Genomic DNA, 26,135 nt, shown 5'->3' on the forward strand with positions numbered 1-26,135 from the left:
CTCTACTAGAGGATTTCTCTTATTTTCTCTTCTATTTCTTTAACCGAATGGGATATACCACCCGCATGGCCAAAGAAAGAAACCGGTGTTCTCTCCCCTACCGCCAGCTTGACATCCTCAAGCATTTGTCCCATGTTCATTTCCATAACAAGCACATGCTTGGCCTTGCTTGCCCGCTCTTTGATAACATCATACGGGAAGGGGAAAAGGGTAATAGGCCTTACCATTCCAACCTTCTTTCCTTCCTTGCGGAGGTTAACGATAGCAGATTTAGCTATTCTGGCAGTAGTACCAAAGGCTGCAATTAAAACGTCTGCATCATCAGCATAAAACTCCTCATACCGAACTTCTTCTTCCTGCATCTTTTTATATTTTTCATTAAGCTTAATGTTGTGATGCTCCAGATCCCCAGGATCAAGGTACAAACTCTTCAATATAGTCCGTTTACCTCTTTTCTCCATGTTCCCAAGCGCCCATGGTACGACATCGTAATCTTGCCCTTTATATTCCTTAATTTCGACGGCTTCCATCATCTGTCCCATGAAGCCATCTGCCAATATCATCACTGGATTCCTGTACTTAAATGCAAGATCAAAAGCCAATTGAGTTAAATCAACCGCTTCCTGCAAAGTACTTGGCGCAAGCACTAAAAGGCGATAATCACCATTGCCTCCGCCCTTAGTCGCCTGAAAGTAATCCCCCTGAGCAGGCAAAATGCCGCCAAGGCCAGGTCCAGCCCTCATTACGTTAACTATGACAGCCGGGATCTCACAGCCAGCAATATAACTTAACCCCTCTGACATAAGAGAAATTCCGGGACTCGAGGAAGACGTCATAATTTTTGTGCCAGTAGCTCCGCCTCCCATTACCATGTTAATCGCAGCAACCTCACTCTCAGCTTGAACATATGCTCCCCCTATTTTAGGCAATTTAGCAGACATATATTCAGGAATTTCGTTTTGTGGAGTTATGGGGTAACCGAAAAAATACTTACATCCTGCCTGTATGGCAGCTTCAGCTATAGCCTCTGTTCCTTTCATCAAAACTCTTGCCATGTGGTTCACCTCCGGAGGCCTATTGGTTATCTTCAATTTTGTAAACTTCTATAGCAGCATCTGGACACGTCATAGCACACATCTTGCAAGCTATACAACCTTCCTTATATTGCTCGACAGGCCTGTATCCCTTGCTGTTTATCTTTTCAGATATGCGCAACACCTTCATCGGACAAGCTGCCACACAAAGCCCACAACTTTTACAGTATTCCTCAAGAACTTCAACACGACCTTTTGCCATTACCACACCCACCTTTCCCCTAATATTATCTTCTCTGCCTCATAAAACCCCACCCATCGAAATGGGGGGGACTTCAACGCCCTGTCCAGTTATAATTTTCCTCCCACGGCAGCATCATCCTACGTTCGAGAGGCCAAAGAGGAACATCAACAGAAGATGAAATTCTATTTATTTCATTATGAAGGTTAGGAGGTACTGTAGCATAAAGCAAAGGAAGCTCAAGCTCTTTTGCAGCATTCGAAGCTTTATATATTCCTTGCACCAACTCATCCAACGTTGTCTGCTCCATCAGGTGACAATTAGCAACAATGGCTCCTATCTTCAAAGAACTTATGCTTTCCATCCGTCGAATCATGTCAGAAATTCCCTCTAGATCTGAAGTTTGAGGGCGGAATGTGTTAACAATCAAAATCAAAAGATAGCCCACCTCTTCTAAAAGGTCGGCAAACTGTTTTAATGCTCTGACACCTATGGCATCACCACCTATGTCTAACAACAATTTACCTCTAGGGTCTTTAAGCGCCCAACCCACTTTCGGTGAAAGAACCGGCATGTCCGACCATTTGGCGCTCTCAGGTGGCGATATTATAGTAAGCCCATCATCCTCTAAAAGCTTTTGAATCTGCCTCACGCAAAAATAAGGGTTTATTATATCTACGTCTGCTACCGTAATCGGCACATTCATTGCCTTTAGCGCAAATGCAAGGTTTAAAACCCATTCTGTCTTTCCAGAGCCCAGCGCCCCTGTAACCGCTATTGCCTTCGGCCAAGAATAGTTTCCTACTAAGTGCTTTACGATCTCCTCCCTGATAATCAAATAATCATATCCCCTTCCTTTAAGCCTGTTCCCAACAGCCAAGCTGCTCCAGTTTGGCGTTTTTTGCCTTCCATTTGCACCTCTAACAAAGCCACAGCACCATCACTACAAGCCACAACAGGAAAACCCTTATCCAGACCTATGATCTGCCCAGGCTTGCCCTCGGCGGGAACCACCAGTAAGGTCTTCCACACCTTCAACCTCTTGCCTCTGTACATCAAGTATGCCCCTGGATTAGGGTTCAGGGCCCTCACTATATTATGGAATCTTTCGGAAGGTAGATCCCAACTCAACTTACTCTCGGCTTTATCTATTTTTGGCGCATATGTCGCCCCTACTTCGCCTTGCTCTCTAGGCAACAGTTTACCTTCCAAAAATAATTGTAGAGCATTTAATAATATTTTGCCACTTTTAACTGCCATCGACTCCAGCATTTCTCCAGCTGTAGCATTTTCTGGTATTTCAACTTCTTCCTGCAGTAAAATGGGACCAGCGTCCATCTCTTTGTTCAACCTGAAAACAGTTATGCCCGTTTTCTTTTCCCCATTCATGATAGCCCTCTGAACAGGAGCAGCGCCCCTATAGCGGGGTAGCAAAGAAGGGTGCACATTGAGGCAACCTACTTTTCCCCAAGAAAGATAGGGCTCATTCACCATATGGCCAAAGTCTATAACAAATATGCCCTCCGGTGAATCTTGCTTTAGAAGGTCCACAAGGGATGTATCTTTCAAAAGGTTATGGGTTCTATATACCTTTAGGCCTAGCCTGTCTGCCAGGACGTCCACCGGAGTAGGACGTGCCTTAAGGCCTCTTCCTGCTTTAGAAGGTTCATTGGTGACAACTAAACTAATGGATACATACTCTACTATTTGCTCCAAACACCTGGCAGCAAAACCTCCCGACCCAAAAAACCAAAAGTTCAATAAATTCACTCCTTCCGATATTTGCGCAGTTTTTTCTTTATCAACTGTCTTTTAAGCACGGAAAGATAATCTATAAAAAGCTTGCCTTGCAAATGATCTATCTCGTGAAGAAAGGCTCTTGCAAGGAAACCATCACCAGTTATTTTCCTAAGGTCGCCTTTCTCATCGTAGGCTTCCACCACTACATGAGAAGGCCTTTCCACTTCCTCATATACTCCAGGGACGCTTAAACATCCCTCTTCGCGGCGTTCGCTGCCCGACAACTCCAACACCTTTGGATTTATGAGCACATAATTTTTCCCTTCATACGACACCACAGCAATCTGCCTACTTACACCCACTTGAGGAGCAGCTAACCCTACCCCATCTTCTTTTCTCATTACGATGAACATTTCCTCTATGAATTTCTCCAACTCTGAATCAAAGCTGTCCACTGGTACTGCTTTTTTCCTCAGTATCGGATCTGGATATACACGTATTTTCAGGGCACTCATTCTTTCGCTCCTTTCACTTGTATCCGAACACCCCCAAAAGGGTGTTCGGATACAATTGCGGAGTACAAATAAATATCAATTTTACTTCAAATTTACTTCAAAACATCTCCCAAAATATCGCCAATAGTTACTGAAACATTATCCTCTTCTGCAACAAACTGTTGTTTATTTTTAGTTTGTTCCGCCTTCTTTTGCTTTCTTTCTTCCTCTTTCTGTTTTCTGTAGTTTTCTTCTTCTATGGCGGCTATGCTAAGCCTGATTCTTCTGTCTTGTGGTTTGATATCTACGATCCTTGCTTGCAATTCTTGCCCCTCAGACAGAACATCCGAGGGCTTTTCTACTCGTTTCCTGCTGATCTGGGATACGTGTATCAGCCCTTCAACACCCTCTTCTAGTTCCACGAAGGCACCAAAATCTGTGAGTCTCACGACTTTAACCGGATAATCCTGGTTTATTTGATACCTTTCTTCTATGTTTTTCCACGGATCATGAAGCTGTTTCAAACCTAAGCTGATTCTCTTATTATCCCAATCCAGGGAAAGAACCTGCGCTTCTATGGTCTGCCCCTTCTTAACCACTTCTTTAGGGTGTTTTATTTTATGCCAACTTAGGTCGCTAATATGAATCAAACCCTCTACACCTGGAGCAACTTCAACAAAAGCACCAAAATCCATCACATTTGTAATCGTTCCCTTGATGACATCACCCACAGAGAACTTCTCCTTAGCGCTTTCCCATGGATCTGGTTGTAGCTGCTTCAAACTCAAAGATATCTTGTTCTTTTCTTTATCTATTCCAATCACCTTGACAGATACTTTATCGCCTTTAGAAACAACATCCTTAGGCTTTGCGTTCTTCTGCCAAGATAGCTCGCTAATATGTACAAGACCTTCAATAGGGCCTAAATCGACAAATGCCCCAAAGGACGTTACAGTCGAAACCGTACCCTCAAGAACATCTCCCTCGGAAACCTTTCCGTAAAACTCTTCAAGAAGCTTGGCCCTTTCCTCCTCCAGTATTACTCTCCTAGAGAGGACAAGTCTCCTTTTACGACGATCCTTTTCTATAACTTTCACATCAAAGGTTCCGCCAACCAATTTGGAAAGGTTAAGGCCCTTGCCTTCTTCAGCAACATGGGAAATAGGAATAAAACCTTCCAATCCAAAGCAATCTGCAATAATACCGCCTTTGACTTTGCGCAAGCCTTTTACTGTCACTATATCGTTGTTCTCAAGATATTTCTCCATCTCACTCCAACGACGATCAAACTCACAACGCCAACGACTTACCACAAGTTGGGCCTCTTCTCCATGTTTCAATGAGACAACCTTTACTGTTACAGTGTCTCCTTTTTGAGGAGTTTCTTTCTCCTCGACCAAAATCCCTTGAGTCCACTCGTTACGTGGCAGGAAACCTTCCACTTTGAAGCCTACATCAACTAACCAGCCCCCGTCAGTGGCATCAACTATTACTCCTTCAACGACCTTTCCTCGCCGTATATCATCAGAAATGTACTGCTCAAAAATATTTTCCATAGACTCCTCATTTTCCTGCGGATTATTTGCCAGAGAGTCTTGAATCTGATTGCTTTCAATTTCAAAATTTTCTTGGTTTTGTTTGTTTTCTTCCATCAACATTTACCTTCCATCCTCCTTGACTACACCCTTCGCTTTGCCCAGCAGCTTTAACAAGTCGTTGATTAGCCAATCTGGAGTGCTGGCTCCAGCGGCAATTCCTATCAGGCACTTACCTTCCAACCACCTCCAATCTAAATCTGATGCTTCCTCTATCCAAATAGCCTGGCTATTCCTCTCCATGGCTATTTCGAACAACTTTCGAGTATTGGCGCTATTTTTCCCACCAATCACGACTACACCATCTGTTCTACCTGCTAGTTCGGCTACAGCTCTCTGTCTTGCCTCCGTAGCCCCGCAAATAGTATTAAAGACCCTCACCTCGCCAGCTTTTTGAACGGCAAGCCGGACCAAAGTAATAAAATCTTGCAATCTCTGAGTTGTTTGAGAAATAATTCCTATTTTATCTCCAAGTACGTCATCCGGGATATTCTCGCCTGGGGAAACCACACAGCTAAACTTACCCACAGATTGGGTAATGGCTTTAACCTCTGGATGTTTTTTGTCCCCCAATATCAACACTTTATAGCCTTCAGAAGAAAGGAAAGATGCTTTTTCCTGCGCGTTAAGGACAAAAGGGCAAGTTCCATCCACTAATAAATGCCCTCGGTCCAACAGGAAACTCTTATCTCTTTCGGGCAACCCATGGGCCCTTACAAAAACCACGGAACCTTCAGGGATACTTTCAGCAGAACTAACAACAATGAGGCCCTTGGCCTTTAATCTTGCTGTCTCTTGGGGATTATGTATGGGACTACCTATACAGTAAACCTTACCATGAGCCTCCAATGCTTCTTCAAGGAGGTTTACGGCCCTTTCAACCCCAAAACAAAACCCTATAGGATCTGCCAAAATTACCTTGCTTTTTACCATATTAACACTGTTTTCCAACGCTCTACCACTTGCCTTATGTCTTTATAGGGCACTCCACCAGTTACATCATACCACAAACTAGGCGAAAAGCGCCTAAACCAAGTCATCTGACGCCTAGCAAACGCTTTAGTTGCTTTTATGTCACTTTGCTTCGCTTCATCAAGAGATAACTTCCCCTTATGAAACAATATCAATTCCTTGTAGCCAAACCCCTGCAACGCCGGAAGGCTTTCATCATATCCCATGTGAAGCAATCTCTCTGTTTCCTCCACAAACCCACTTGCAAACTGCTTCTCTACTCTATTTTCTATAGCTTCATAAAGTGTTGATCGGCTTCTGTACAACCCTAAATAAAGAGGCCTAAAAGTTATTTCATGCCGTTTGGCATAAGAATACCACCACGAAATAGGCTTCCCCGTCAGCATAAAGACTTCAAGGGACCTTACTATTCGCCTACCATCGTTGGGATGGAGCCTCTCATAAGTCTTTGGGTCTACGCATGCGAGTTTATTTCTCAACTCATCCTTATAGTCCTGGTTCCACATCTCTTCCAACTCATCTCGCACTTTCTCGTCTTTGGGAAGGGATTCTGTAAGTATTCCATCAAAAAGGGCACTGTAATAAAAAGGGGTCCCTCCTACCAAAATAGGTATTTTCCCCCTATTTTTTATATCTTTTACTGCTTTGAAGGTTTTCTCCGCAAAGGCAGCTGCAGAAAACACTTCCCTTGGTTCTACAACATCAATTAGATGGTGAGGAATCTTTTTTCTTGTTTCTTCTGATACCTTATCTGTCCCTATATCCAAATACTTGTAAACCTGTCTAGAATCAACAGATATAATCTCTGCATCCAGATCTTGGGCCAATCTCAAGCTAAGGGCCGTTTTACCTACTGCAGTAGGCCCTATTATGGACAACAAATACTTTCCCACATTCATATCTATTATTTCCTCCTGAAAAGTCTATCCATATCTTCCATGGTGACAACAATATGAGTCGGCCTACCGTGAGGACAAGCCTCTGGGCTCTCGCATTTAAAGAGTTCTTCCCAAAGGGAAAGGGCTTCTTTTTCTCCTATGACCTTAGTAATTTTCAACGCGTTCTTACATGCTTCTGAAGCCAATTCCTCTGCAAAGATCCCGTTCAGATCCTCTCCTGATGTCTTTTCTGCAGCATCTATAGCAAGCCGCAAAATCCCGATAGGGCTCAGGTTTTTTTCAGAAATTCCTGCCGGTACACTGGTAAGGTACATCCCACCCTCACTCTCCTTAAAAGAAAAGCCCATTTCTTCTAAAGCTTTCAACCATTCCCTTGCCGCCTCTGATATAGTTGGCGGAAGCTCCAACTCGGGATATATGTTCTGCTTTATCCCTTTTTTTATTTTATCCATGAAAAATTCAAACAAAATCCTCTCATGAGAAGCATGTGGATCCAACAATATAAAATTTTTTCCCCTCTCATACAGCAAATACCCGGTTGAAAGCCTACCCATAAATCTAACATGCTCACTTTGCTCCCAAGAACGTTGAATCGGCACATTTCCCATGTCTTGGGGAAATGCTGGAGCTCTTTCAGGCTCTTCTGATGTCTTCTCTTCATACATATCCCTTGTATATTCGCCGTTACTTTCATAGGGCGAGGGGTTTTTCTTTCTGTCCAAGGGCCCAAAAGAAACAGTAAACGCCTGTTTTGATTTTAACAACATATTCTCTATGACTTTCAATACTGCCTTATATATCTCCCCACTATTTTTAAACCGGACCTCAGCCTTTGCCGGATGAATGTTTACGTCCAGGTCATCAGCTGGAACATCCATCATCACGAACCATGAACCTGAAACAGAAGAACCGAAAGAAGACAGAGCCGCCCTTATAACAGAATCTTGAACGCGTCTGCCATTGATAAACACCGTAAGGGTTACCCTATTACTCTCCTTCAAGGGCTGCCAAAAGGCCCTTATCTTAATTTGCCCTAAATCAACCTCTTGCTGTTGCACTGGATAATGTGATGGCCATATTTGGCTCAAAATATCGAAAGAAGTTCTCCCTGAAAAAAATCCCTCGGTTGAGAAAATTTTTCTGTTTTCGCTAATTAACGTAAAAATAACATTCGGGAAAGCAACAGCGTAATCTCTAACCACTGAGGAAACTCTTCTCGTTTCGGCTTGTGAACTCTTTAAAAACTTCCGGCGAGCCGGAAAGTTGAAAAACAGATCTTCAACTTGAACACGCGTTCCAGCAAAGGTGTTTACCCGCCTATGAAGCTCCACCTTCCCCGCGGTGCAAATCAGGATGCCTCCCTCTTTCTCATCTTTAGCCATACTTCTGATTTCCAACCTGCTCACTGCAGCTATACTGCCTAGAGCTTCCCCCCTGAAACCAAAGGTATCGATATGACATAAATCATCCACATTTGAAATCTTACTTGTGGCAAAACGCTCAACTGCCAGAGGCAAATCATCAAATAGAATGCCCTCTCCGTCATCTTCCACTACTATCTTGGATTTCCCCCCCTGGCTTAAGACAACCTTGACCCTGGTGGCATCAGCATCCAGAGAATTCTCTATCAGTTCTTTGACAATGGAAGCAGGGCTTTCTATTACTTCCCCTGCTGCGATTCTTGCAGAAACATCAGGCTTTAATTTTTCTATTCTTCTCAATTTTCCCCAATTATCTCCTTAGCTCTATCTCTTAGTTTGTAAACAAGCTCTAAAGCCCCTAAAGGGGTTAGGTTATCAGGATCTAGTGTAGCTACATCCCTCACCAAATCTTCCGCTTCCGGGGCAAAAAGGCCTAATTGAATTACCTTTCTTTTACTGTCATCAGCCCAATCTACGCTTTTACCTGATTCCCTAAAATTCCTTTCCTCCTCAAAACGCTTCAAAAGCTCCGTTGAACGTTTAATAACCGCTTCTGGAACTCCTGCCAGCTTTGCTACTTCCACTCCATAAGATTTATCCGCTGGTTTTGGTTCCAACTTATAAAGGAACACTATCCCTTTCCCTGTTTCCTCTATGGCAAGGCTAAGATTAAAAACCCCAGGCAAAGATTCTGCAAGGGAAACCAATTCATGATAGTGTGTGGCGAAAATAACCTTGGGCATCCCATCACACACTTTGTGTAAATACTCCAATACCGCCCAGGCAATACTTATCCCGTCGTACGTTGACGTCCCTCTACCTATCTCATCAAGTATCACCAAGCTTCTTGGCGTCACATTTCTAAGGATATTGGCTGTCTCCACCATTTCTACCATGAAGGTGCTCTTTCCTCTAGAGAGCTCATCCTTTGCACCTATCCGAGAAAAAATTCGATCAATTATGCCAATTTCTGCCCTGGATGCAGGGACGAAACTTCCTGCCTGAGCCATAACGACTAGGAGAGCAGCCATTCTTAAATAAGTGGATTTGCCTGCCATGTTGGGGCCAGTAACTATGGCTATCCTCTTACCATAAGAATCTAAATGAACATCGTTAGGGGTAAAGGGTGTCCTGTTCCTCAGAGCCTCTTCCACTACAGGATGCCTTGCTCCTTCCAGCTTTATGGAATACCCATCATTAATATCAGGTCTTATATAGTTACATTCCTTCGCTTTAACCGCGAAAGAGCACAAGACATCCAACGTGGAAATAAGGCTGTTTATATCCTGGATAATTGAACTATGTTCGAGGACATCCTGTACCAAGCCTTCATAAAGGTCCCTTTCCCTCGCCTCTATCTTTAGATCTAAAGTCAACAACTTTTCTTCTAATTCCTTTAACTCTTCTGTTACGAAGCGTTCACCACCCACCAACGTTTGCTTTCTGATATATCTTTCAGGCACCTTATCTAAATAAGACTTACTTACCTCAAGGTAATAACCAAAGACCTTATTAAAACCTATCTTCATGTTCTTGATGCCTGTCGCTTCCTTTTCCCTTTCCAAAATAGAATTCAATTTCTCTCCGGAATGAGCTCTGAGGTACCTCAAATCATCAAGTTCTTTATCGAACCCCTCCTTAATGACGTTCCCCTCTTTAACTGTCTTAGGAAGTTCAGCACACAGGGCATTTTCAAGCTTCACTCTGAGTTCTTTCGGTTCTTCTGGCACCTCTAAAGTTTCCTGAATGGATGCTTTTGACATCATTTCAATTATATTAGGCAATAAGCACAGAACGTCTCTGATCACTCCTAAGTCTCTTGGCCCACCGAGGCCCATCCCCAATCTAGAAAGGGCTTTTTCTGCATCACTACAGCCTGAAAGGATCTTTCGCAATGCCTGAAGCTCCATCCAGTTCTTTAATAACTTCTCCACCACATCGTGCCTCTCTTTTATGCGCTCATAATCTACGAGAGGATGTAATAGCCACCGTCGCAGCAATCTTTTCCCCATAGGGGTGCTACAACGGTTCAAAACGGAAAAAAGGGTTAGTTTTTCGCCCTCTACCAGTTCTAAATTCTTCTGGGTAGAATAATCCATGATCAGCTCACTGGAAAAGTGGGCCTTATGTATCCTTTTTATATGCTTTACTGCCCCAAACTGAGTCTCACTGAGGTAGTTGTAAACAGCCCATGCAGCTCCCACGCTACCATCATCTTCATTGAAGCCAAAACTTTCCAAAGTGACTATGGACCATTCATTACAAAACTTTCTTGCCCCCTCTCTGGGGTTGAAATCGTCTGGGTCCCTTTCTACTATCTTAGGCTCTATAAGCTGAAGAATTTTTTTTCTAGCTTCTTCCTTGAAATTTCTTGGAATGACAAGCTCCGAAGGTTCAAAGGAGCACAAAAGCCCCAGGCCTTCTCCCTCAGGTAACGTAGCAGCTTCTAGCCTCCCACTATTACAATTTAAAAAAGCAACAAACATAACTTTATCTTTTATCCTCACAGCAGCCAGCTTGCTTTCCATCGGAAGGTCTGCAGGCACAAAAGTTCCAGGAGTTATGACTCTGACTACTTTTCTTTCTACTAAATTCCTCCCGTCAGGCTCTGTAACTTGCTCACAAACAGCGACTTTAAACCCCTCTTTTATGAGCCTATATATATAATTCTCTGCAGCATGATAAGGCACACCAGCCATAGGTATTTCCTTAGCTGTGTCTCGAGCCGTAAGAGCTATGCCCAAAACCCCAGACGCTTTCTGGGCATCTTCAAAAAACATTTCATAAAAATCTCCCATCCTGAAAAACAACAAACAATCAGGGTATTTCCTCTTCCAATAGTCATACTGCTTTAACATTGGAGTCAGCCTAACACCCTTAGGTACGGCCATTTTCGCTGTCCCCCTTGCTCTGGTGTTCCAAGTAATCCTGAAGCATTACCGTTGCTGCTACCATATCAATGTTTTTCTTGCGTTTTTTCCTCCTTACAGAGGCCTCTATCATGGTTTGCTCAGCTATAACAGTAGTAAAACGCTCATCCCAACAAACCACCTCAAGGCTAGGATATCTATGCTTTAGTTCAGAAATAATAATATTCACTTTTTGGGCCTCAGGACCCATAGATGAATCTGTGCGATAAGGCATACCCACAACAATGGTACTTACGCTGAAACGCTCCACCAACTTGTCAAGCTCGACCATCCAATCCCCCATAGCGTCCAAAACAGCAACCCCCTGGGCAAAGTTACCGAGGGGGTCGCTTACTGAAACGCCAATTCTTTTGGTTCCAATGTCCAAACCTAAAAATCTCTTCATTTCCTAATCATTTCTCTCACAATATCCGGGGCTTTTCCAAGAGCCTCTTCCAATCCTTCAATCTTCTTAGCTCCCGCCTGGGCGACATCAGGACGCCCTCCTCCGCCGCCACCCAAGGTTTGGGCTATAGATTTAGCAAGCCTCCCAGCGTGAACTCCCTTTGCAACAGCATCCTTATCAGCCATTACGATAAAGGTCGCCTGACCCTTGGATTTAGAAACCAAAACAGCAACACTACACTTGCGACTTTGCCTTATTTTGTCACCTACCTGACGAAGTATGTTCGGTGGAAGCTCATCAAATATTTCAGCACATAGCAAAACACCTTCTACTTCTATTCCTCTCTCTAAAACCTTATCTACATTTGACTGGGCCTTTTCAAGGTTGAGCCTCTCTATCTCTTCTTGCAACCTTTTCCGCTGTTCCAGCAAAGAAATGGCCTTTTCATGTAACTGCTCTTCGTCGGCTTCCAAGATACCTGCAAGGGCTTTAAGCCTTCTTGCTTGTTCCTGGAACTTGATAAAGGCTGCCTCCGAAGCTACGGCCGTTATTCTCCTCAATCCAGAGCCTATGCCCTCTTCCTTTATTATCTTGAATGCTCCTATGTCGCCTGTACGCGTAACATGAGTGCCTCCACATAACTCAGCGCTGTAGCCCGGGACTACTACAACTCTGACATTATCCCCATACTTTTCCTCAAAAAGAGCTTTGGCTCCCAGTTTTTTTGCCTCATCCAGGTCGGTTACATGTGTCTCTATCGCCAAGTTATCAGTAATTACTCCAAAAACTATTCTTTCTACCTTCTCTATTTCTTCCTCATCAAGTGGTTTTATATGGGTAAAATCAAAACGAAGGAAATCAGGCGCCACAAGTGAACCGGCCTGCCTTACGTGATCGCCAAGCACCCTTATCAAAGCCTCATGAAGCAGGTGAGTGGCTGTATGATGGGCTTTTACCTTCTTTCGCCTATCACTATCCACCTTAGCAAAAACTTTCTCACCAACCTTGAGTTTTCCTGAATCCACCTTAATTTTATGAATATAGTGCCCTATCCCCGACACCTGAGTATCGAAGACTGAGGCTCGTCCATCTGATCCCCATTCTAAGAGACCCTTATCACCTACCTGGCCACCTTTTTCCCCGTAGAAAGGAGTCCTGTTGAGTACAACCTGACATTCTTCGCCCTCCACGCACTCTTCCTTTCTTTCGTCTCCAACTATTATGGCCAGCACTTTCCCTTCATCTTCATCCTTCTCATATCCAGTAAACTCACTTGTAGGAATATCCTTCAACAGCTCTGCGCCCATTGCGAACTTGCCACTATCTGATTTTATTCCTGCTGCTCTAGCTCGTTCTCTCTGTTTCTCCATCTCTTCTTGAAACTCTTCAAATCTCACCTCTATTCCAGATTCCTTGCATATTTCCTCCGTCAATTCAAAAGGGAAGCCAAAAGTATCATAAAGTTCAAAAGCAATCTGGCCACTCAGGCTCTTTGCTCCCATGGCTTTCACATGTTTAATTTCCTCTTCTAACAACGCCGTTCCCTGTTCCAAGGTTTTCCCAAATCGAATCTCTTCCTGTTCTATTACCTGCTCTATTAGATTTTTATTCTCCACTAATTCCTCATAAGGATCTGACATAATCTCATTTAGTACAGGCAGAAGCTCGGCCAAAAATGGCTTTTCGACCCCTGCCAGCCTTCCATAACGAACGGCCCTTCTTAAAATTCTCCTTAATACGTAACCTCTACCCTCATTGGAAGGCATTATGCCATCTGCAATCATGAAAGCAATGGCTCTTAGATGGTCTGAAACAACCCTTACTGCCATATCCCCTCTTCCGCCAGACCCATAATTAACTCCCATTATTGATGCAGCCTTCTTGATAATGGGCTTAAAAAGATCTGTCTCAAAATCGCCCTTTACTTGCTGGACCACCGAAGCAAGCCTCTCGAGGCCCATACCTGTATCTATATTTTTCTTTGGAAGAGGGTGAAGATTCCCATCCTTGTCGCGGTTATACTGCATAAATACCAGGTTCCATACTTCCAGATACCGGTCACAGTCACATTCCAAACCGCAATCAGGGCTGCCACAAGAAAATTCCGGGCCCTGATCGTATATTAACTCAGAGCAAGGGCCACATGGCCCTACGGGTCCCACAGACCAAAAATTATCTTCTTCTCCCAGCCTATAAATTCTGCTTGAAGGAACTCCTATCACTTTATTCCATATTTCAAAGGCTTCCTCATCGTCCTTATAGATAGTAGGATACAGCCTGTCAGGGTCTAATCCTACTTTCTCCGTTAGGAACTCCCACGCAAACAGTGAAGCTTCCTTCTTAAAATAATCTCCAAAGCTAAAATTCCCCAACATCTCGAAGAATGTATGATGCCTAGCCGTCCTTCCCACGTTATCTATGTCATTTGTCCTAACACACTTCTGAGACGTGGTTGCTCTTGGAACCTCCGGAGGCTTTTGCCCCAAAAAATATGGCTTAAAGGGCACCATCCCCGCTATTGTAAAGAGTATGCTGGGATCATCTGGCACTAATGAAAAGCTGGGGTACCTCTTATGTCCTTTACTCTCAAAAAAAGACAAAAACATTTCTCTAAGTTCTTTACCGCTCCTTGCCTGCATGCGCCAACCCCCCATAACAAGAGTAACCAAATTACCACATGTCGTATGAAAGTTTTAGAGATTATACCATTAACTGCATATTCTTTCTCTTGATTTTTTAGCTTCCCTTTTTATCTCTTCTACATCTTTGTAGCTATAACTTCCATAATAATATATCCATCTGCCGTTTACCATGGTTCCAACCACATCTGAACTGCTCCCAGCATAAACCAAATACTGAACAAGGTTAGAAGGCTCTACCCCAACATAATGAGGCTTATCCAGGTCAACCACCACTAAATCGGCTTTCCAAGATTTCTGTATTCTTCCTACTTTATCGAACCCCAAAGCCCTGGCTCCATTAAAGGTAGCCATTTTCAAAACTTCCTTGGACTTGCAGCACGTAGGATCCAATTCATTTCCCTTGTGCAGCAAGGCAGCAAGGCGCATCTCTTCCCATACATCAAGCCTGTTATTGCTTGCCGCACCATCGGTGCCCAAACATACAGAAACTCCCTTCTTGAGATAATCTTTAAGAGGCGCTATGCCGCTTCCCAATTTCAAATTACTGGAGGGGTTATGGGCAACCTTCACTGAAGGTACTGCAACCTTTTCCATTTCATCTTTCTCTATCCAAACACAGTGAGCCAAAAGGGCTAATGGCACCGACAAAAGCCCCGAATTTTCCAAAAATTCCACAGGAACCATGTCATATTTTTCCTTCAAGTAATCCCTCTCCCATGCGGCCTCCATGAAATGGGTATGCACTCCTATGTTCTTTTCTTTGGCCATATGGCATAACTTTTTGTACATATCGATGGGAACTGTGTAAGGGGCATGAGGCCCTACCTGTACATTGACCAGCTTTTGATCTTTAAAATATTCAAAAAGCCTCAAGGCTTTTTCTATGTCCGACTCCTTAGTTCCTATGATTCCCTTTGACAGTGCACATCGTACTCCAAATTTCAGAGCTGCCTCGCCGACCTCCTCCATCTCGAAGTACATGTCTGCGAAACCCGTAACACCCATGGACGCCATCTCCATTAAAGCCAATGCTGTTCCCCAGTAGATATCTTGTGGGGTAAGCTTCGCCTCTACAGGCCATATCCGCTCCTCAAGCCATTCCTTCAATGGCTTTTCCTCTCCTAATCCCCTTAAAAGGGTCATAGCCGCGTGAGTATGGGCGTTAACAAGCCCAGGAATAATGGCCTTGTTAAAATTACAATCTATAACATCTGTATCTTCCGATGTTCCAATGTGGTCCCCTATTTCTGATATGGAGTCACCGTCAATCAATATATCTCCCTTTCCTGCCTCATCCATAAAACCATCAACATAATAAACATTCTTTAAAAGGCACTTCAATCGCTTTCCCCCCTCTCATAAATATGAGGATCACTCTCTCCATGACCGCAGATAATCTTTCTGGCCTTCTGTCATTTCTTCAAGGGTCACTCCCATAGTCTCCAATTTTCTTTTCACAACTAGCCTATCTATATCTTCTGGAACTGGTATCACCCCTGCACTCAAGCTGTTATCGTTTATGTGAAGAGCACATAACAATTGGGTTGAAAAGCTCAAATCCATTATCTCTATCGGGTGCCCGTCAGCTGCTGCCAAGTTGACCAGCCGCCCTTCCGCAAGAAGATGCAGCTTCCTTCCGTCCTTTAAAATATATGTAAGAATGTTTTCTCTTGAGACAGTCTTATCTACCGCCAGCTCTTCCAGGTGTTTTTTATTTATCTCCACGTCAAAATGTCCTGCATTACCTAATATGGCACCATCTTTCATTATTTCGAAATGTTCCTTGCGAATGACGTCTCTATTCCCTGTAAGGGTCAAAAATAAATCACCCAAGAGAGCTGCCTCCTTCATGGACATAGCCGCATGGCCATCCATAACAGCCTCAAAGGCTTTATGAGGGTCGGCTTCCACAACTATAACTTTAGCTCCAAGGGCTTGCATTCTCATGGCTACACCTCTACCACACCAGCCGTAACCTGCCACAACCACTACCTTTCCGGCAATAAGGACGTTAGTGGTCCTTAAAATGCCATCCACCACAGATTGTCCAGTACCATACCTATTGTCAAACAGAAACTTGCTCTTGGCATCATTTACAGCTATAACCCCTAAAGCCAGGACACCAGAACTTTCCATTGCCTTGAGCCTGTTTATTCCCGTAGTGGTCTCCTCAGCAGCGCCCCTTATATTAGGCAGCATCTCTTGTCTTTCTGTATGAAGTAGGGCAATAAGGTCCGCCCCATCATCGATAACTATATGAGGCTCTATATCCAAAGCCTTGTTAAGGTTTGCCACATACTCTCTGGCTGACATTCCCCTTTTACTGTAAACTCGCACTCCTTTCGCAGAAAGGGCCGCACATACGTCATCCTGTGTGGAAAGGGGATTGCTTCCTGCCGCGGACACTTCCGCCCCCAGGTTCTTCAAGGTTAAAAGGAGACAGGCCGTCTTTGCCTCCAGATGAAGGCAGGTGCATATTCTTTTATTCTTTAGCGGCTGCTTATCTACATGCTCCGCCTCAAAACTCCTCAAAACAGGCATGAAATTCCATGCCCAACTTATCTTCTTCAAGCCCTCCTCTACCAACGCTTTATCCTGTTTCATGCTTTTGCTCTCCTTTCCAGGTTATCATTATCAATTATCCAAATAGCTTACTTATGGCTTCGTCAAAGGGTGGGTAAAGTACCCCCTTTTCAGTCACTATAGCCGTTATTAAATTAGCCGGTGTAACATCAAAAGCTGGATTCCATACTGGAATTTCCTGAGGCACTTCCATTGCTCCTGGAAGAAGCCTTATTTCTTTTTCTTTTCTCATCTCAATGGGTATCTTGCCTCCACTTGAACAACCAGGGTCAATGGTCGAAACAGGAGCAGCAACTATGAAAGGTACTCCATGAAATTTCGCCGCAACAGCAAGGCCATAGGTGCCTATCTTGTTGGCCGTATCCCCATTTTTGGCTATTCGGTCCGCTCCGACTATCACTGCGTGAATTTTTTCTTTTTTCATTAGGAAAGGTGCCATGGAATCACAAATAAGGGTCACGTCTATCTGGTCCTGATAAAGCTCCCAAGCTGTCAGCCTGGCTCCTTGTAAAACTGGCCTAGTCTCATCAGCATACACCTTAATACGTTTTCCTTTATCTTTTGCAGCTCTTATGACCCCCAGAGCCGTACCGTACCCCCCAGTAGCAAGGGCCCCAGCGTTACAATGGGTTATAACTGTGCAGTCATTGGGAAGCAAAGAAGCACCGTAAGCTCCGATTTTCTTATTTATCTCAATATCTTCTAAGTGAATTCTTTTTGCCTCTTCTAACAAAACCCTTTCCAAAAGAGCTATGTCAGTTACTTCTTCAGTTACTTTCCTCATTCGATTCAACGCCCAAAAGAGATTAACCGCAGTTGGCCTTGTTCTGGCTAACCTCAAAAAAACGTCATCTAAAGCATCTTTAGTAATGGGTCTTGTGAGGGCCACTCCATAAGCTGCAGCTATACCTATGGCAGGAGCTCCTCGCACAGCCATGTCCTCTATAGCGACGGCCACTTCTTCTGGAGTCTTGCAACAAAGGTAGCTCACCTCTTTTGGCAATTTCCTCTGATCCAGTATCTCGAGCTGTCTTTCTTCTTCATTCCAACGCAGTGTATCAGGGAGCATGTTATCTCACCTCATAATCAAAGTTTTCTGTTCAGTCGCACCTTATCCGAAACGCAGGCCTTTATATCTCCATCTAAAAGTTGAACTATAATATTTTGGCCTACAGACACTTTATCTGCGGAAGATATTTTGTTTCCTTCTTCGTCCTTGCAAAAGGCAAATCCCTTTGCCAGGAGTTTTAAGGGAGAAGCAGCATCAAGGGCATCGGAAACTCTACCAAGAGAATAGGCATAATTTTCAAGCTGCCTTTGTGTAACCTTCACAAGATCTTTAGATAGGACATTTAAAGCAGATTGGCCTCTCCACAAGTAATTATCCTTAACAAGCCTGCACGTATGAGACCAAGCATTTTCCAAACTTGAGGCTCTATTCTTAATCTCCATTTTCATCAGCGAAACCAAGGAATTTTTGAGCCCCTCAAGGTTCTGCAACAGAGCTTTTCTGTCAGGGAAAGTCCTTTCTGCTGCCGCTGAAGGGGTGGGAGCGGAAAAATCCGCTGCCATATCCGCCAATGTAAGGTCTACCTCGTGTCCAAGGCCAGTAACTATCGGTACAGGACATAACCTAACTGCCCTGACCACCGTCTCGTCGTCAAAGGGGTTCAAGTCATCCCTACTGCCTCCCCCTCTGACTAAAAGAGCTACATCGACTTCTTTTATAAAATTAACCCTTCGAATAGCCTTGACAATGGAACTTGGAGCATCCAATCCTTGAACAAGGCAAGGTACTATAACCAACTCGCACTGGGGGAACCTCACTGAAGAAACCTTTATCACATCTTTTACTGCCGCTCCAGTTGGAGAAGTTATTATGGCCGCCTTCAACGGTAACTTCGGAATGGGTCTCTTAAGCCGAACGTCGAACAAACCTTCCTTTTCCAGACGGTCTTTCAGCTCTTCTTTCGCTCTGGCAATGGCTCCCTTCCCTATAGGCATCAACCTTTTGGCATAAAGCTGATAAGCCCCTCTTGGAGGATAAAGGCCAACTCGCCCCTCAACAGCTACAAGGTCACCCTTTTGGGGCCATCTGGGAATGTCCCGTGCATCCGATTTGAATAGAACGCAGTTGAGTCTACTTTCTTTACCCAAAATAGTAAAATACACATGCCCTGAAGAGTGAATCTTAAAATCAAAGAGTTCCCCTATAACCCTGAGGAAACGCAAATTGGGATCTTGCTCTAAAAGGCCTTTTATGTACTCAGTAAGCTGATCTACGTTGAATTCATTCACCATATATGATGTGCCCCTTAACTTTCAGGTTCATTATTGTCTTTAGATTCCTCTTGCAATGACCTTACAATCCGGCCTAAGACACCATTTACAAACCTTCCTGAATCTTCTGTACCAAAATGTTTAGCCAATTCAACGGCCTCAGAGATGGCCACCGCCACAGGCACTTTTTTAGCTATCCATCCCTCATAAAGAGCTAATCGTATGGCGACAAGATCTACCATTACCATTCTTTCTGGTCTCCATCCAGTTATATAAGTTCTTATCAACATATCGATCTTCTCGCTGTTGCTCCAAACGCCTTTTATCAATTTTATCGCGTAGGAGGCCACATCCGGTTCTTCATCTTTAAATGGGAAAAGGCTTATGGCCTCATCAGGCTCTAAGCCTTCCCTTACGTTCAAAGAATATAAAATTTGAAGAGCTACTTCCCGCGCCCTTGTTCGTCTCTGAGGAAGAAAGGATCTAGACAAAAGCCCACCTCCAGTTTATTTTTTTCTCCTAAATAGGGATAAAACTTTGAAAATCAGTTTTTTCCCTTCATCGCTGAGCAAGAAGAAACTCGCTAAATAGCCTATTCCGGCCCATACAGCAACATATATAAGCCCCTTTATTCCCAGATTCCATACAGCCGAGACACCCCCAACTATTAGGGCCCAAAATAGAGGTTTATCTACATTGAGGTTTTTACAAAGCTTTCTGGGAACAAAGTTTTCAAACCCCTTACCCTCTTCAACTTTGACTATGCTAACTACAACACCTCCTATACCAAGAAGGGATAGTTCACATGCCAAATCATCCTCAATTTTTTTCGCATCTTCCGCAATATTATCTCCTGGCACCTCAATAGATAGCGTAAGCTCAGAGGTCTCACCGTCAAAAAACAAATCTGCACAACGATAGGTCCCAGGGAGAAACCTTTCAACTAAGGCTGTAAGCCCTCTTCTAGATATCCACAACTTGCCGACAGGCCCATCTTTCCAATAAAAAAACAATGGCGCCACCCTCCCATAAAAAAGGCCGGCCCCGCAGGCTCCGGCCCCTTTTATTATATTAAAATTTACACGTCGGATCCCACATCGGAGCTAGGGGGCTCATTTTCACCAGAAGGCTGGCTTCCCCCCTCTGTCTCTTCTTTTTGTGGAGCGTCAAAGAAGACTCCCTGGACATATACGTCAACAGACTTGACCATATATCCCGTGTACTGCTCTAAATTCTTCTTAATGGACTCCTGAACGTCCCATGCAATGTCAGGAATCCTAAGGCCATACTTAACGGTTATGTAAGCCTCAACGGTAATTGATGGCACATCACCGTCGTGAACGGAAACTTTAACTCCACTAGAAGATTTTTTGCCGAGTCGTAAGTTAGCGACCAAACCAGGGCTTGCAGGCTGCACTCCCTTTACGCTCAGCAACGCCTGTGTCGCTATTTGTGCTATGACATCTTCGGAAATCTTGACGACTCCTCCAACTGTGGAACTCGCTAATGCTTCTACATCTTCATATTCAGGGGCCCCTTCGGCAGTTTTTTCCTTCTTTAGGTCCTTTTCCTTCTCCTCCACCACTCTGCCCCTCCTTTCTTTAATCAAACGGCAAGGCTTCCTCTACTCTTCGGGGATATCCATTAAGAAGCCACACTCAGGACACTGCAATTGCTCCCCCTCCTCATACTCCTCTGGGTCATAAAAGAAAAGGTACCCACATTCAGGGCATGTAACGGAAGGGTAGTCCAATTCTTCTTCATCTTCATAATCTTCGTCTTCCCACTCTCCCTGCGCAGTCTCCTCAAGATTTGTTATGTCTTCCTCAAGCTGTTCGCAATAATCTGCTAGCTCGCCCAAAAATTCTTGCTGCTCCATCAAAACTTCTTCATGTTCCTCTATTTCATATGACAGCGCCTTTAGAGCTTCGACTATGGCCTCATATATTTTCTTAGTTTCCTCGCCTTCGACCTTGAGCCCGTCCAACAACCCCTGCAAGTATGCTATTCTCTCTTTAGATTTCATCTTTGCCTCCTAGTTTAACTTTTAGCTCTCTCTATATACTCCCCTGTCCTGGTGTCCACCACTATAACGTCCCCCACCTCGATGAACATAGGAACAGTAAGCACCAACCCTGTCTCCACAGTCGCAGGCTTTCCACCTCCTGAGACAGTGTCGCCCTTATAACCAGGGGAGGTATCTACCACTTTAAGCTCCACACTCTTGGGCAGTTCGACTCCAACTACCCGCCCTTCGTGCATGTTTAACACTACTTCGAGGTTATCCTTCAGGAAAGACACCGCGTTCCCCAAAATATCCTTTGGAATATAAATCTGATCATAATTACCAAGATCCATGAATACGTAGTTTTCTCCATCCTGATAAAGAAACTGGGCTGGTTTGTCATCAAAGGTCACTCGCTCGAACCTTTCTCCAGACCTGAAGGAATTCTCGATTATGGCCCCAGTATCCAGATTCTTAAGTTTGGTGCGGACGATAGCCCCACCTCGCCCCATTTTGTGGTGCTGGCAATCCAATATCTCCCATATACCATCCTGCCACTTAATCTTCATACCACTATGAAAATCGCTTGTTTCTACCACACTTGCCATGAACAATCCTCCCGCGCAATTAAAAGTGATACTGGTATTTTACAATAGCATTTGAAATTTAAAAATAATATTTTTTCCTGCAACGATTTTTTACAAATCAGCAGTAACTGAACCTGATGGCACCTCCAGAATATAGGGAACCACTATTATTACCACTTCAGTATTCTGTTTCCTCGCGTTGCGGATCTTGAAAAGCTCCCCAAGCAGAGGGATATCGCTTATTACCGGAATCTTCGTCACAGAGCGAGTAGTTTGCTCGCTGAACAGCCCTCCTACTACAAAGGGTTCCCCGTTTCTGACCCTCACAAGAGTCTTAACGTTTCTTTTGCTCGTCACGGGCACCTCTGATTGGCCGCTCTTTCTAAACTCCAGAATCTGGCCTGTACCTATGTCCAACTGTATGGTGACTACTCCTGACCTTCCTACGTTAGGAGTAAACTTTAAAATAGGCCCTGCTTCCTCTGTCTCAAACTCCGGGTTGCCATTATCATCTAACCCTGATTGATATATGTAATTTTGTGTTAACTTCACTTCTGCAGCCTGACCGTCCACAGTCACAAGAGATGGGCTTGCGAGGACCTTCGCCTTGGAAGAACTCTCCAATGCCCTCAATCCGGCATCCAGAACTTTAAGGGTTCCTTCACTTAGATCAGGAAACGTGAGCTCTCCAGGAGGCGCAATAGTCCTATCGTCGGTATCAGGATCGTATACTGAGTCTGCTGTATTCTGATTATCATCATAGTACCCTATCATGCCCCCAGAAGCGCCAAAAGAAGCCCACCAGCTCTTGTAAACCGAGTTGACCAGAGCTTCTACTTCATCTTTTCCATCATCGGAAACCTCAATGATCCTTGCCTGCAACATCACCTGCCGACCCGGATGATCTATTCGTTCCAGGGCTCTTTTTACATGATCAAGCTGTGGTTCAGTTCCAGTCACGTAAACCATTCTCAAGCGCTCATCCACTACAAACTTGGTCACCCCTGTTATGCTCTGCAAAAGAGCAGGTATCTGCTTGGGATCTGCATAAGCTATGTGGAATCCCCTTGTCTGCTGGAGTCCCATAGTTTTTGCTATGCTTTCAGCCTTACCGACTACCATTGTCTTGCCAACCATTGCATAAGTTATCTCGTACATGCGCATGAGATACTGCAGGGCATCCCGGAAAGGAACTTCCTTCAAACTGACCGTGACCATGGAGGATGGAACAGATGGATCCACAAGAATATTTATATTCATCATAGTACCCAACATCCTGAAGACGTCCCTCAGGTCAGCATCCCTCATCTCTATTGTGACTGGTTTAGTTATGAGCATGGGATCATATTTAGACCCTCCGGGAAATTCCTTTGCCCCTTCAAGGAGCACGTTTTCACTCAAAGGCACCTCTCCACCTTCTGATGGAACTCCCACGTAAAGCCTTAAAAGGCTTGCAGGCGCGGCTCCCTCGACTTTAAGAAGCCTAAGGGACATATTGCCAATAATTACAGCTTTCATCCCTTGTTCTTCCTGAGAGAGCCTAACTTTTCTGAGCAGAGGCAGACTGTACTCTTTCTCCCAAAATCCCGACGGCAAGGTGACTCCCATAAAATACAGGACAAGTTGATCGTTTTCGCTAGATAGTACCTCAGGCAAGGGAAGTTTCTGCCCCTTAAATTCCATCAACAAGACCCTACCACCCGCCTGGGTTATTTCCAGGCCTAACATGGTGGGCATCTGTTCTGCAATGCTCTCTTCGGAGGCATCCTCTGCCCACAAGGAGGTATTACAAAAAGCAAAAACCGCAATTAACACCGTAAGGCCAATGACGGCTTTAAGCACTCCTTGCAGGATGCCTCTCACATTTCCATTGAAGCTTCGTACACTTGCCCTGCCCATGTGAACACCACCTTTTCTCCTGAAATAGCCACAACTCTACCTTGCCCGTCCCCGAAGGGAGAACCCTTTTTAACTATCAAACCGTCACCTAATCCTTCTACGTCAAGCAGAGCCACACTATTAGGTTCGTTTATTATGACTGCTTTGACTGTAACTAGCGGAGGCGCAACCTCATTTACAAGGCTTGCAACTCCCACTTTTTCCACCTCTGGAGGTGGAGGCGGCACAAAGGGTCTTCTCGAAATGGTGGAGGCCAAAACGGAAAGCTCTGTACTGCCACCTCTGGCTTGCACAGTAGACTGAAACTTTTCCACTACCTGACTCAATCTTCTTGCCTCCTGAGCCACTTTAGGGCTTGGTTTTACCTCAGGGGGAATCTGTGGCTTAGCCAACTCGGTAAGTTGTTTAAACACATAACCGGACCACACAGTGGCTCCTAAGATGGCTGCAGCCAAAAGAATCTTAATTGTTTTAGGGACCTTCTCGCCGTGGACGAGTTCATCCCAAAATTCCATCAATGAGCCAAGCCACGTATCTGAATCCATCATCGCCCTGCACCCCCTTTGGGGAATGTGGACTCAAGGGTGACCGTTCCCCTCACATACCCCTCCAGCTCAGCATCCTTCTGCAACGATGCTGAAGTCATCCTTACAGCAACCCCCATGCTTCTCCAATCTGCAAACACGTTCAGGACTGCATAGTAAGGACCTTCAAAGTTAACATTTACAGCTCTCATGCCTCCAGAACCTTTCCCGGGCTTAATGCTGTTGACCTTGATACCGTTTTTCGTCAGCTCCCGCTCCACAGCAGAGTAAAAGGAAACCTCATCCTTGGGAAGATTTATCTTATACTGCTCTATCGTACTTAAAGCTGCTTTATATGCCTTTATCAATCTCGTCTTATCCAAAACATCCCTGTTCAATACAGCTTCCCGGCGGCGCATTTCGTCGATAGTTCGCCTTTCAGCCAAAACTTTTTTGCTGAAGTAAGCTTCCCCACCCAGGACCAAAACAAATATAAGCAAGATAACCAAAGAAATTACAAGACGCTTACGAGGCAGCTTCATCTTGAGGCCACCTCCTTCTTTTGAGGGCTATTCTTAATGTCCTTAAACTCACCTAGCTCCACGCTCAGCGCAAAGCTTACAACGCTCTGGCCTTCCTTTTCGACTCTGTTTGTAACCGGAAAACCCACCGAACGAATAATAGGGGCTTCAAGCAAGGCCCTCCCGAAATCCACAACATCGTTCTCTGTAAAAGCCTTTCCCGAAAGGTTAACTTTCCCCTTAGAAATGCTCACCTTTTCAAGCCACACCGATTCAGGCAAGGCTTTTTCAAGAGAGGCTAAAAATTCGAGAGAAGGAAGCTCTTTTTCTATGAGGTCTAATGCGCTCCGGTAGTTTGTTTCTTTCTCTTGCAACCTTTTTAGTTCCTTCCCTAGTTTTATATTCTGGAGTTGAAGGGTCTCAATTTTGTGTTGAAGGGCCAATCTCTGCTTTGTGAGGTCTCTAAAAAGGTAGAATCCATAACTAAATGAGGCCAGTGATACTACTAAAAAAGATAAGACCAAGATAGCTGCAAATATTCTAGGGAAATCAATACCCTTTGAAACAGTTTCCGCATAGCTTTGAGGCCTTAAATCCAATTTAATCTTCATGACAAATCCCTCACAGCAAGGCCCAGGGCTATTTCCCACCCCTGCTTTTTAGCAGGCGCACCTCGGACCTTCCATATTTCCCAGGGATCGCTAACAATTACCGCAGTCTCCGTGGCTTTTTGCAGCTCCTCCCTCAAGGAATTTTCCATACCGTAGTCACCGCATAATATCACTTCATCTACCCGCATATCCCTAAATTGGCTAGCTAAATATGTAAACGTAGAGGACACCTCTCTAGCGATGGCCATAAAGCTCGACTTAGGCTCCAGGCCAGTTTTTGGCCGCCCTCCAAAAAGAAGCGTCCTGTAAATTATGCCGTTGTCTCCAAAACCAACCACTATATGGGAACTCAAAGCTCCGACGCACACGACCATCGTTCCGGTCATCATATCAGTTACGGAGGTGCCCTTGAAGCTCCTGTACAAGGGCACTCCCGCAGGTTCTATGGCGTTCACTTTAATACCAACTTTTTTGACTGTCTCAAGCAGGCCTTCTACTACCCTGAGCCTGGCTGCCGCAACCAAAAATCGTGAATTTGTTACGTCAAGCTCCCCCGGCAAATCCACCTGAGAAAGATCAAAAACTGCATCTGCATAGGGAAAGGGGAAGTATTTTTCGAAGTCCCACTTTAAAGCTTCCCTGGCTTCTTCCAACTCCATGGAGGGCATTTCCACGATCCTGAGCAGGACATCCCTCGAGGGCAAGCCCAGAGTCACGGGATTTCCCCACTGGCCACCTATGTAGCTTTTGAGCTCCTCAAGTTTCCCTTCCA

General features: G+C 44.5%; 26 protein-coding genes. All 26 read right to left on the reverse strand.

What is annotated here, in order from left to right; translation table 11 throughout:
* Positions 1–5: 5 nt before the first annotated feature.
* The gene (gene vorB / locus H0Z23_RS02530; protein WP_296867389.1) at positions 6–1,055 is read right to left on the reverse strand and encodes a 3-methyl-2-oxobutanoate dehydrogenase subunit VorB; all 1,050 of its coding nucleotides are present in this window, start codon (positions 1,053–1,055) and stop codon (positions 6–8) included.
* 19 nt (positions 1,056–1,074) lie between these two features.
* Positions 1,075–1,296 carry a 4Fe-4S dicluster domain-containing protein gene (locus tag H0Z23_RS02535; protein ID WP_296867390.1) on the reverse strand — a complete coding sequence of 74 codons (222 nt, stop codon included), beginning with the start codon at positions 1,294–1,296 and terminating at the stop codon, positions 1,075–1,077.
* Between the two features lie 73 nt (positions 1,297–1,369).
* Complete coding sequence (locus H0Z23_RS02540) at positions 1,370–2,113, reverse strand: hypothetical protein (protein WP_296867391.1); 744 nt, start codon at positions 2,111–2,113, stop codon at positions 1,370–1,372.
* Entirely contained in the window at positions 2,110–3,036 is a 927-nt protein-coding gene (fmt, locus tag H0Z23_RS02545) for a methionyl-tRNA formyltransferase (RefSeq protein WP_296867392.1), read from the reverse strand. Before fmt ends, H0Z23_RS02540 begins: the two co-directional genes overlap by 4 nt.
* Before the next feature lie 5 nt (positions 3,037–3,041).
* Entirely contained in the window at positions 3,042–3,530 is a 489-nt protein-coding gene (gene def / locus H0Z23_RS02550; protein ID WP_296867393.1) for a peptide deformylase, read from the reverse strand.
* Between the two features lie 92 nt (positions 3,531–3,622).
* Positions 3,623–5,167, reverse strand: a complete 1,545-nt coding sequence (locus H0Z23_RS02555) for a S1 RNA-binding domain-containing protein (protein WP_296867394.1) — start codon at positions 5,165–5,167, stop codon at positions 3,623–3,625.
* Positions 5,168–6,037 (reverse strand): 4-hydroxy-3-methylbut-2-enyl diphosphate reductase, encoded by an 870-nt coding sequence (ispH, locus tag H0Z23_RS02560; RefSeq protein WP_296867395.1) that lies wholly within the window; start codon positions 6,035–6,037, stop codon positions 5,168–5,170. It lies immediately after the preceding gene.
* Complete coding sequence (gene miaA, locus H0Z23_RS02565; RefSeq protein ID WP_296867396.1) at positions 6,031–6,975, reverse strand: tRNA (adenosine(37)-N6)-dimethylallyltransferase MiaA; 945 nt, start codon at positions 6,973–6,975, stop codon at positions 6,031–6,033. The genes ispH and miaA overlap by 7 nt, the downstream gene beginning before the upstream one ends.
* Before the next feature lie 5 nt (positions 6,976–6,980).
* A complete protein-coding gene (mutL, locus tag H0Z23_RS02570) occupies positions 6,981–8,696 on the reverse strand; it encodes a DNA mismatch repair endonuclease MutL (protein ID WP_296867397.1) in 1,716 nt (571 codons plus the stop codon).
* Positions 8,693–11,287, reverse strand: a complete 2,595-nt coding sequence (mutS, locus tag H0Z23_RS02575) for a DNA mismatch repair protein MutS (protein WP_296867398.1) — start codon at positions 11,285–11,287, stop codon at positions 8,693–8,695. The genes mutL and mutS overlap by 4 nt, the downstream gene beginning before the upstream one ends.
* Positions 11,274–11,711: a Holliday junction resolvase RuvX gene (ruvX, locus tag H0Z23_RS02580; protein WP_296867399.1), complete on the reverse strand. Its 438-nt coding sequence runs from the start codon at positions 11,709–11,711 to the stop codon at positions 11,274–11,276. The genes mutS and ruvX overlap by 14 nt, the downstream gene beginning before the upstream one ends.
* The gene (alaS, locus tag H0Z23_RS02585) at positions 11,708–14,350 is read right to left on the reverse strand and encodes an alanine--tRNA ligase (RefSeq protein ID WP_296867400.1); all 2,643 of its coding nucleotides are present in this window, start codon (positions 14,348–14,350) and stop codon (positions 11,708–11,710) included. The genes ruvX and alaS overlap by 4 nt, the downstream gene beginning before the upstream one ends.
* A 69-nt stretch (positions 14,351–14,419) precedes the next feature.
* Positions 14,420–15,694: an amidohydrolase gene (locus H0Z23_RS02590; protein WP_296867401.1), complete on the reverse strand. Its 1,275-nt coding sequence runs from the start codon at positions 15,692–15,694 to the stop codon at positions 14,420–14,422.
* 30 nt (positions 15,695–15,724) lie between these two features.
* On the reverse strand, positions 15,725–16,957 hold the full coding sequence (locus H0Z23_RS02595; protein WP_296867402.1) for an adenosylhomocysteinase: 1,233 nt from the start codon (positions 16,955–16,957) through the stop codon (positions 15,725–15,727).
* 34 nt (positions 16,958–16,991) lie between these two features.
* Complete coding sequence (gene mtnA / locus H0Z23_RS02600) at positions 16,992–18,005, reverse strand: S-methyl-5-thioribose-1-phosphate isomerase (RefSeq protein WP_296867403.1); 1,014 nt, start codon at positions 18,003–18,005, stop codon at positions 16,992–16,994.
* 17 nt (positions 18,006–18,022) lie between these two features.
* Entirely contained in the window at positions 18,023–19,237 is a 1,215-nt protein-coding gene (xseA, locus tag H0Z23_RS02605) for an exodeoxyribonuclease VII large subunit (protein ID WP_296867404.1), read from the reverse strand.
* A 14-nt stretch (positions 19,238–19,251) separates the two neighbouring features.
* Entirely contained in the window at positions 19,252–19,707 is a 456-nt protein-coding gene (gene nusB, locus H0Z23_RS02610; protein ID WP_296867405.1) for a transcription antitermination factor NusB, read from the reverse strand.
* A 15-nt stretch (positions 19,708–19,722) separates the two neighbouring features.
* Positions 19,723–20,229: a hypothetical protein gene (locus H0Z23_RS02615; protein WP_296867406.1), complete on the reverse strand. Its 507-nt coding sequence runs from the start codon at positions 20,227–20,229 to the stop codon at positions 19,723–19,725.
* A gap of 65 nt (positions 20,230–20,294) precedes the next feature.
* The gene (locus tag H0Z23_RS02620; protein WP_296867407.1) at positions 20,295–20,825 is read right to left on the reverse strand and encodes an Asp23/Gls24 family envelope stress response protein; all 531 of its coding nucleotides are present in this window, start codon (positions 20,823–20,825) and stop codon (positions 20,295–20,297) included.
* A 15-nt stretch (positions 20,826–20,840) separates the two neighbouring features.
* Positions 20,841–21,242, reverse strand: a complete 402-nt coding sequence (locus H0Z23_RS02625; protein WP_296867408.1) for a CD1247 N-terminal domain-containing protein — start codon at positions 21,240–21,242, stop codon at positions 20,841–20,843.
* 14 nt (positions 21,243–21,256) lie between these two features.
* Positions 21,257–21,829, reverse strand: a complete 573-nt coding sequence (efp, locus tag H0Z23_RS02630; RefSeq protein WP_296867409.1) for an elongation factor P — start codon at positions 21,827–21,829, stop codon at positions 21,257–21,259.
* Between the two features lie 90 nt (positions 21,830–21,919).
* Complete coding sequence (locus H0Z23_RS02635; RefSeq protein WP_296867410.1) at positions 21,920–23,707, reverse strand: type II secretion system protein GspD; 1,788 nt, start codon at positions 23,705–23,707, stop codon at positions 21,920–21,922.
* The gene (locus H0Z23_RS02640; RefSeq protein ID WP_296867411.1) at positions 23,668–24,255 is read right to left on the reverse strand and encodes a hypothetical protein; all 588 of its coding nucleotides are present in this window, start codon (positions 24,253–24,255) and stop codon (positions 23,668–23,670) included. Before H0Z23_RS02640 ends, H0Z23_RS02635 begins: the two co-directional genes overlap by 40 nt.
* The gene (locus tag H0Z23_RS02645) at positions 24,252–24,773 is read right to left on the reverse strand and encodes a hypothetical protein (protein WP_296867412.1); all 522 of its coding nucleotides are present in this window, start codon (positions 24,771–24,773) and stop codon (positions 24,252–24,254) included. Before H0Z23_RS02645 ends, H0Z23_RS02640 begins: the two co-directional genes overlap by 4 nt.
* Positions 24,770–25,363, reverse strand: coding sequence for a PilN domain-containing protein (locus H0Z23_RS02650; RefSeq protein WP_296867413.1), 594 nt, complete (start codon positions 25,361–25,363; stop codon positions 24,770–24,772). The genes H0Z23_RS02645 and H0Z23_RS02650 overlap by 4 nt, the downstream gene beginning before the upstream one ends.
* Positions 25,360–26,135, reverse strand: a 776-nt coding sequence (locus tag H0Z23_RS02655; RefSeq protein ID WP_296867414.1) for a pilus assembly protein PilM, incomplete at its 5' end; no start/stop codon positions are given. The genes H0Z23_RS02650 and H0Z23_RS02655, both read right to left, overlap by 4 nt.

The sequence above is a fragment of the Thermovirga sp. genome (assembly GCF_017656375.1).
Classification (GTDB): domain Bacteria; phylum Synergistota; class Synergistia; order Synergistales; family Thermovirgaceae; genus Thermovirga.

What these genes read in the sequence shown, in the direction of transcription:
- H0Z23_RS02535 (WP_296867390.1), bottom strand. Translation starts at nt 1,296, where the DNA reads ATGGCAAAAGGTCGTGTTGAAGTTCTTGAGGAATACTGTAAAAGTTGT.
- ruvX (WP_296867399.1), bottom strand. Translation starts at nt 11,711, where the DNA reads ATGAAGAGATTTTTAGGTTTGGACATTGGAACCAAAAGAATTGGCGTT.
- alaS (WP_296867400.1), bottom strand. Translation starts at nt 14,350, where the DNA reads ATGCAGGCAAGGAGCGGTAAAGAACTTAGAGAAATGTTTTTGTCTTTT.
- H0Z23_RS02595 (WP_296867402.1), bottom strand. Translation starts at nt 16,957, where the DNA reads ATGAAACAGGATAAAGCGTTGGTAGAGGAGGGCTTGAAGAAGATAAGT.
- H0Z23_RS02555 (WP_296867394.1), bottom strand. Translation starts at nt 5,167, where the DNA reads ATGTTGATGGAAGAAAACAAACAAAACCAAGAAAATTTTGAAATTGAA.
- H0Z23_RS02650 (WP_296867413.1), bottom strand. Translation starts at nt 25,363, where the DNA reads ATGAAGATTAAATTGGATTTAAGGCCTCAAAGCTATGCGGAAACTGTT.
- mutS (WP_296867398.1), bottom strand. Translation starts at nt 11,287, where the DNA reads ATGGCCGTACCTAAGGGTGTTAGGCTGACTCCAATGTTAAAGCAGTAT.
- mtnA (WP_296867403.1), bottom strand. Translation starts at nt 18,005, where the DNA reads ATGCTCCCTGATACACTGCGTTGGAATGAAGAAGAAAGACAGCTCGAG.
- xseA (WP_296867404.1), bottom strand. Translation starts at nt 19,237, where the DNA reads ATGGTGAATGAATTCAACGTAGATCAGCTTACTGAGTACATAAAAGGC.
- ispH (WP_296867395.1), bottom strand. Translation starts at nt 6,037, where the DNA reads ATGGTAAAAAGCAAGGTAATTTTGGCAGATCCTATAGGGTTTTGTTTT.
- efp (WP_296867409.1), bottom strand. Translation starts at nt 21,829, where the DNA reads ATGGCAAGTGTGGTAGAAACAAGCGATTTTCATAGTGGTATGAAGATT.
- miaA (WP_296867396.1), bottom strand. Translation starts at nt 6,975, where the DNA reads ATGAATGTGGGAAAGTATTTGTTGTCCATAATAGGGCCTACTGCAGTA.
- H0Z23_RS02640 (WP_296867411.1), bottom strand. Translation starts at nt 24,255, where the DNA reads ATGATGGATTCAGATACGTGGCTTGGCTCATTGATGGAATTTTGGGAT.
- H0Z23_RS02645 (WP_296867412.1), bottom strand. Translation starts at nt 24,773, where the DNA reads ATGAAGCTGCCTCGTAAGCGTCTTGTAATTTCTTTGGTTATCTTGCTT.
- def (WP_296867393.1), bottom strand. Translation starts at nt 3,530, where the DNA reads ATGAGTGCCCTGAAAATACGTGTATATCCAGATCCGATACTGAGGAAA.
- vorB (WP_296867389.1), bottom strand. Translation starts at nt 1,055, where the DNA reads ATGGCAAGAGTTTTGATGAAAGGAACAGAGGCTATAGCTGAAGCTGCC.
- H0Z23_RS02635 (WP_296867410.1), bottom strand. Translation starts at nt 23,707, where the DNA reads ATGGGCAGGGCAAGTGTACGAAGCTTCAATGGAAATGTGAGAGGCATC.
- H0Z23_RS02625 (WP_296867408.1), bottom strand. Translation starts at nt 21,242, where the DNA reads ATGAAATCTAAAGAGAGAATAGCATACTTGCAGGGGTTGTTGGACGGG.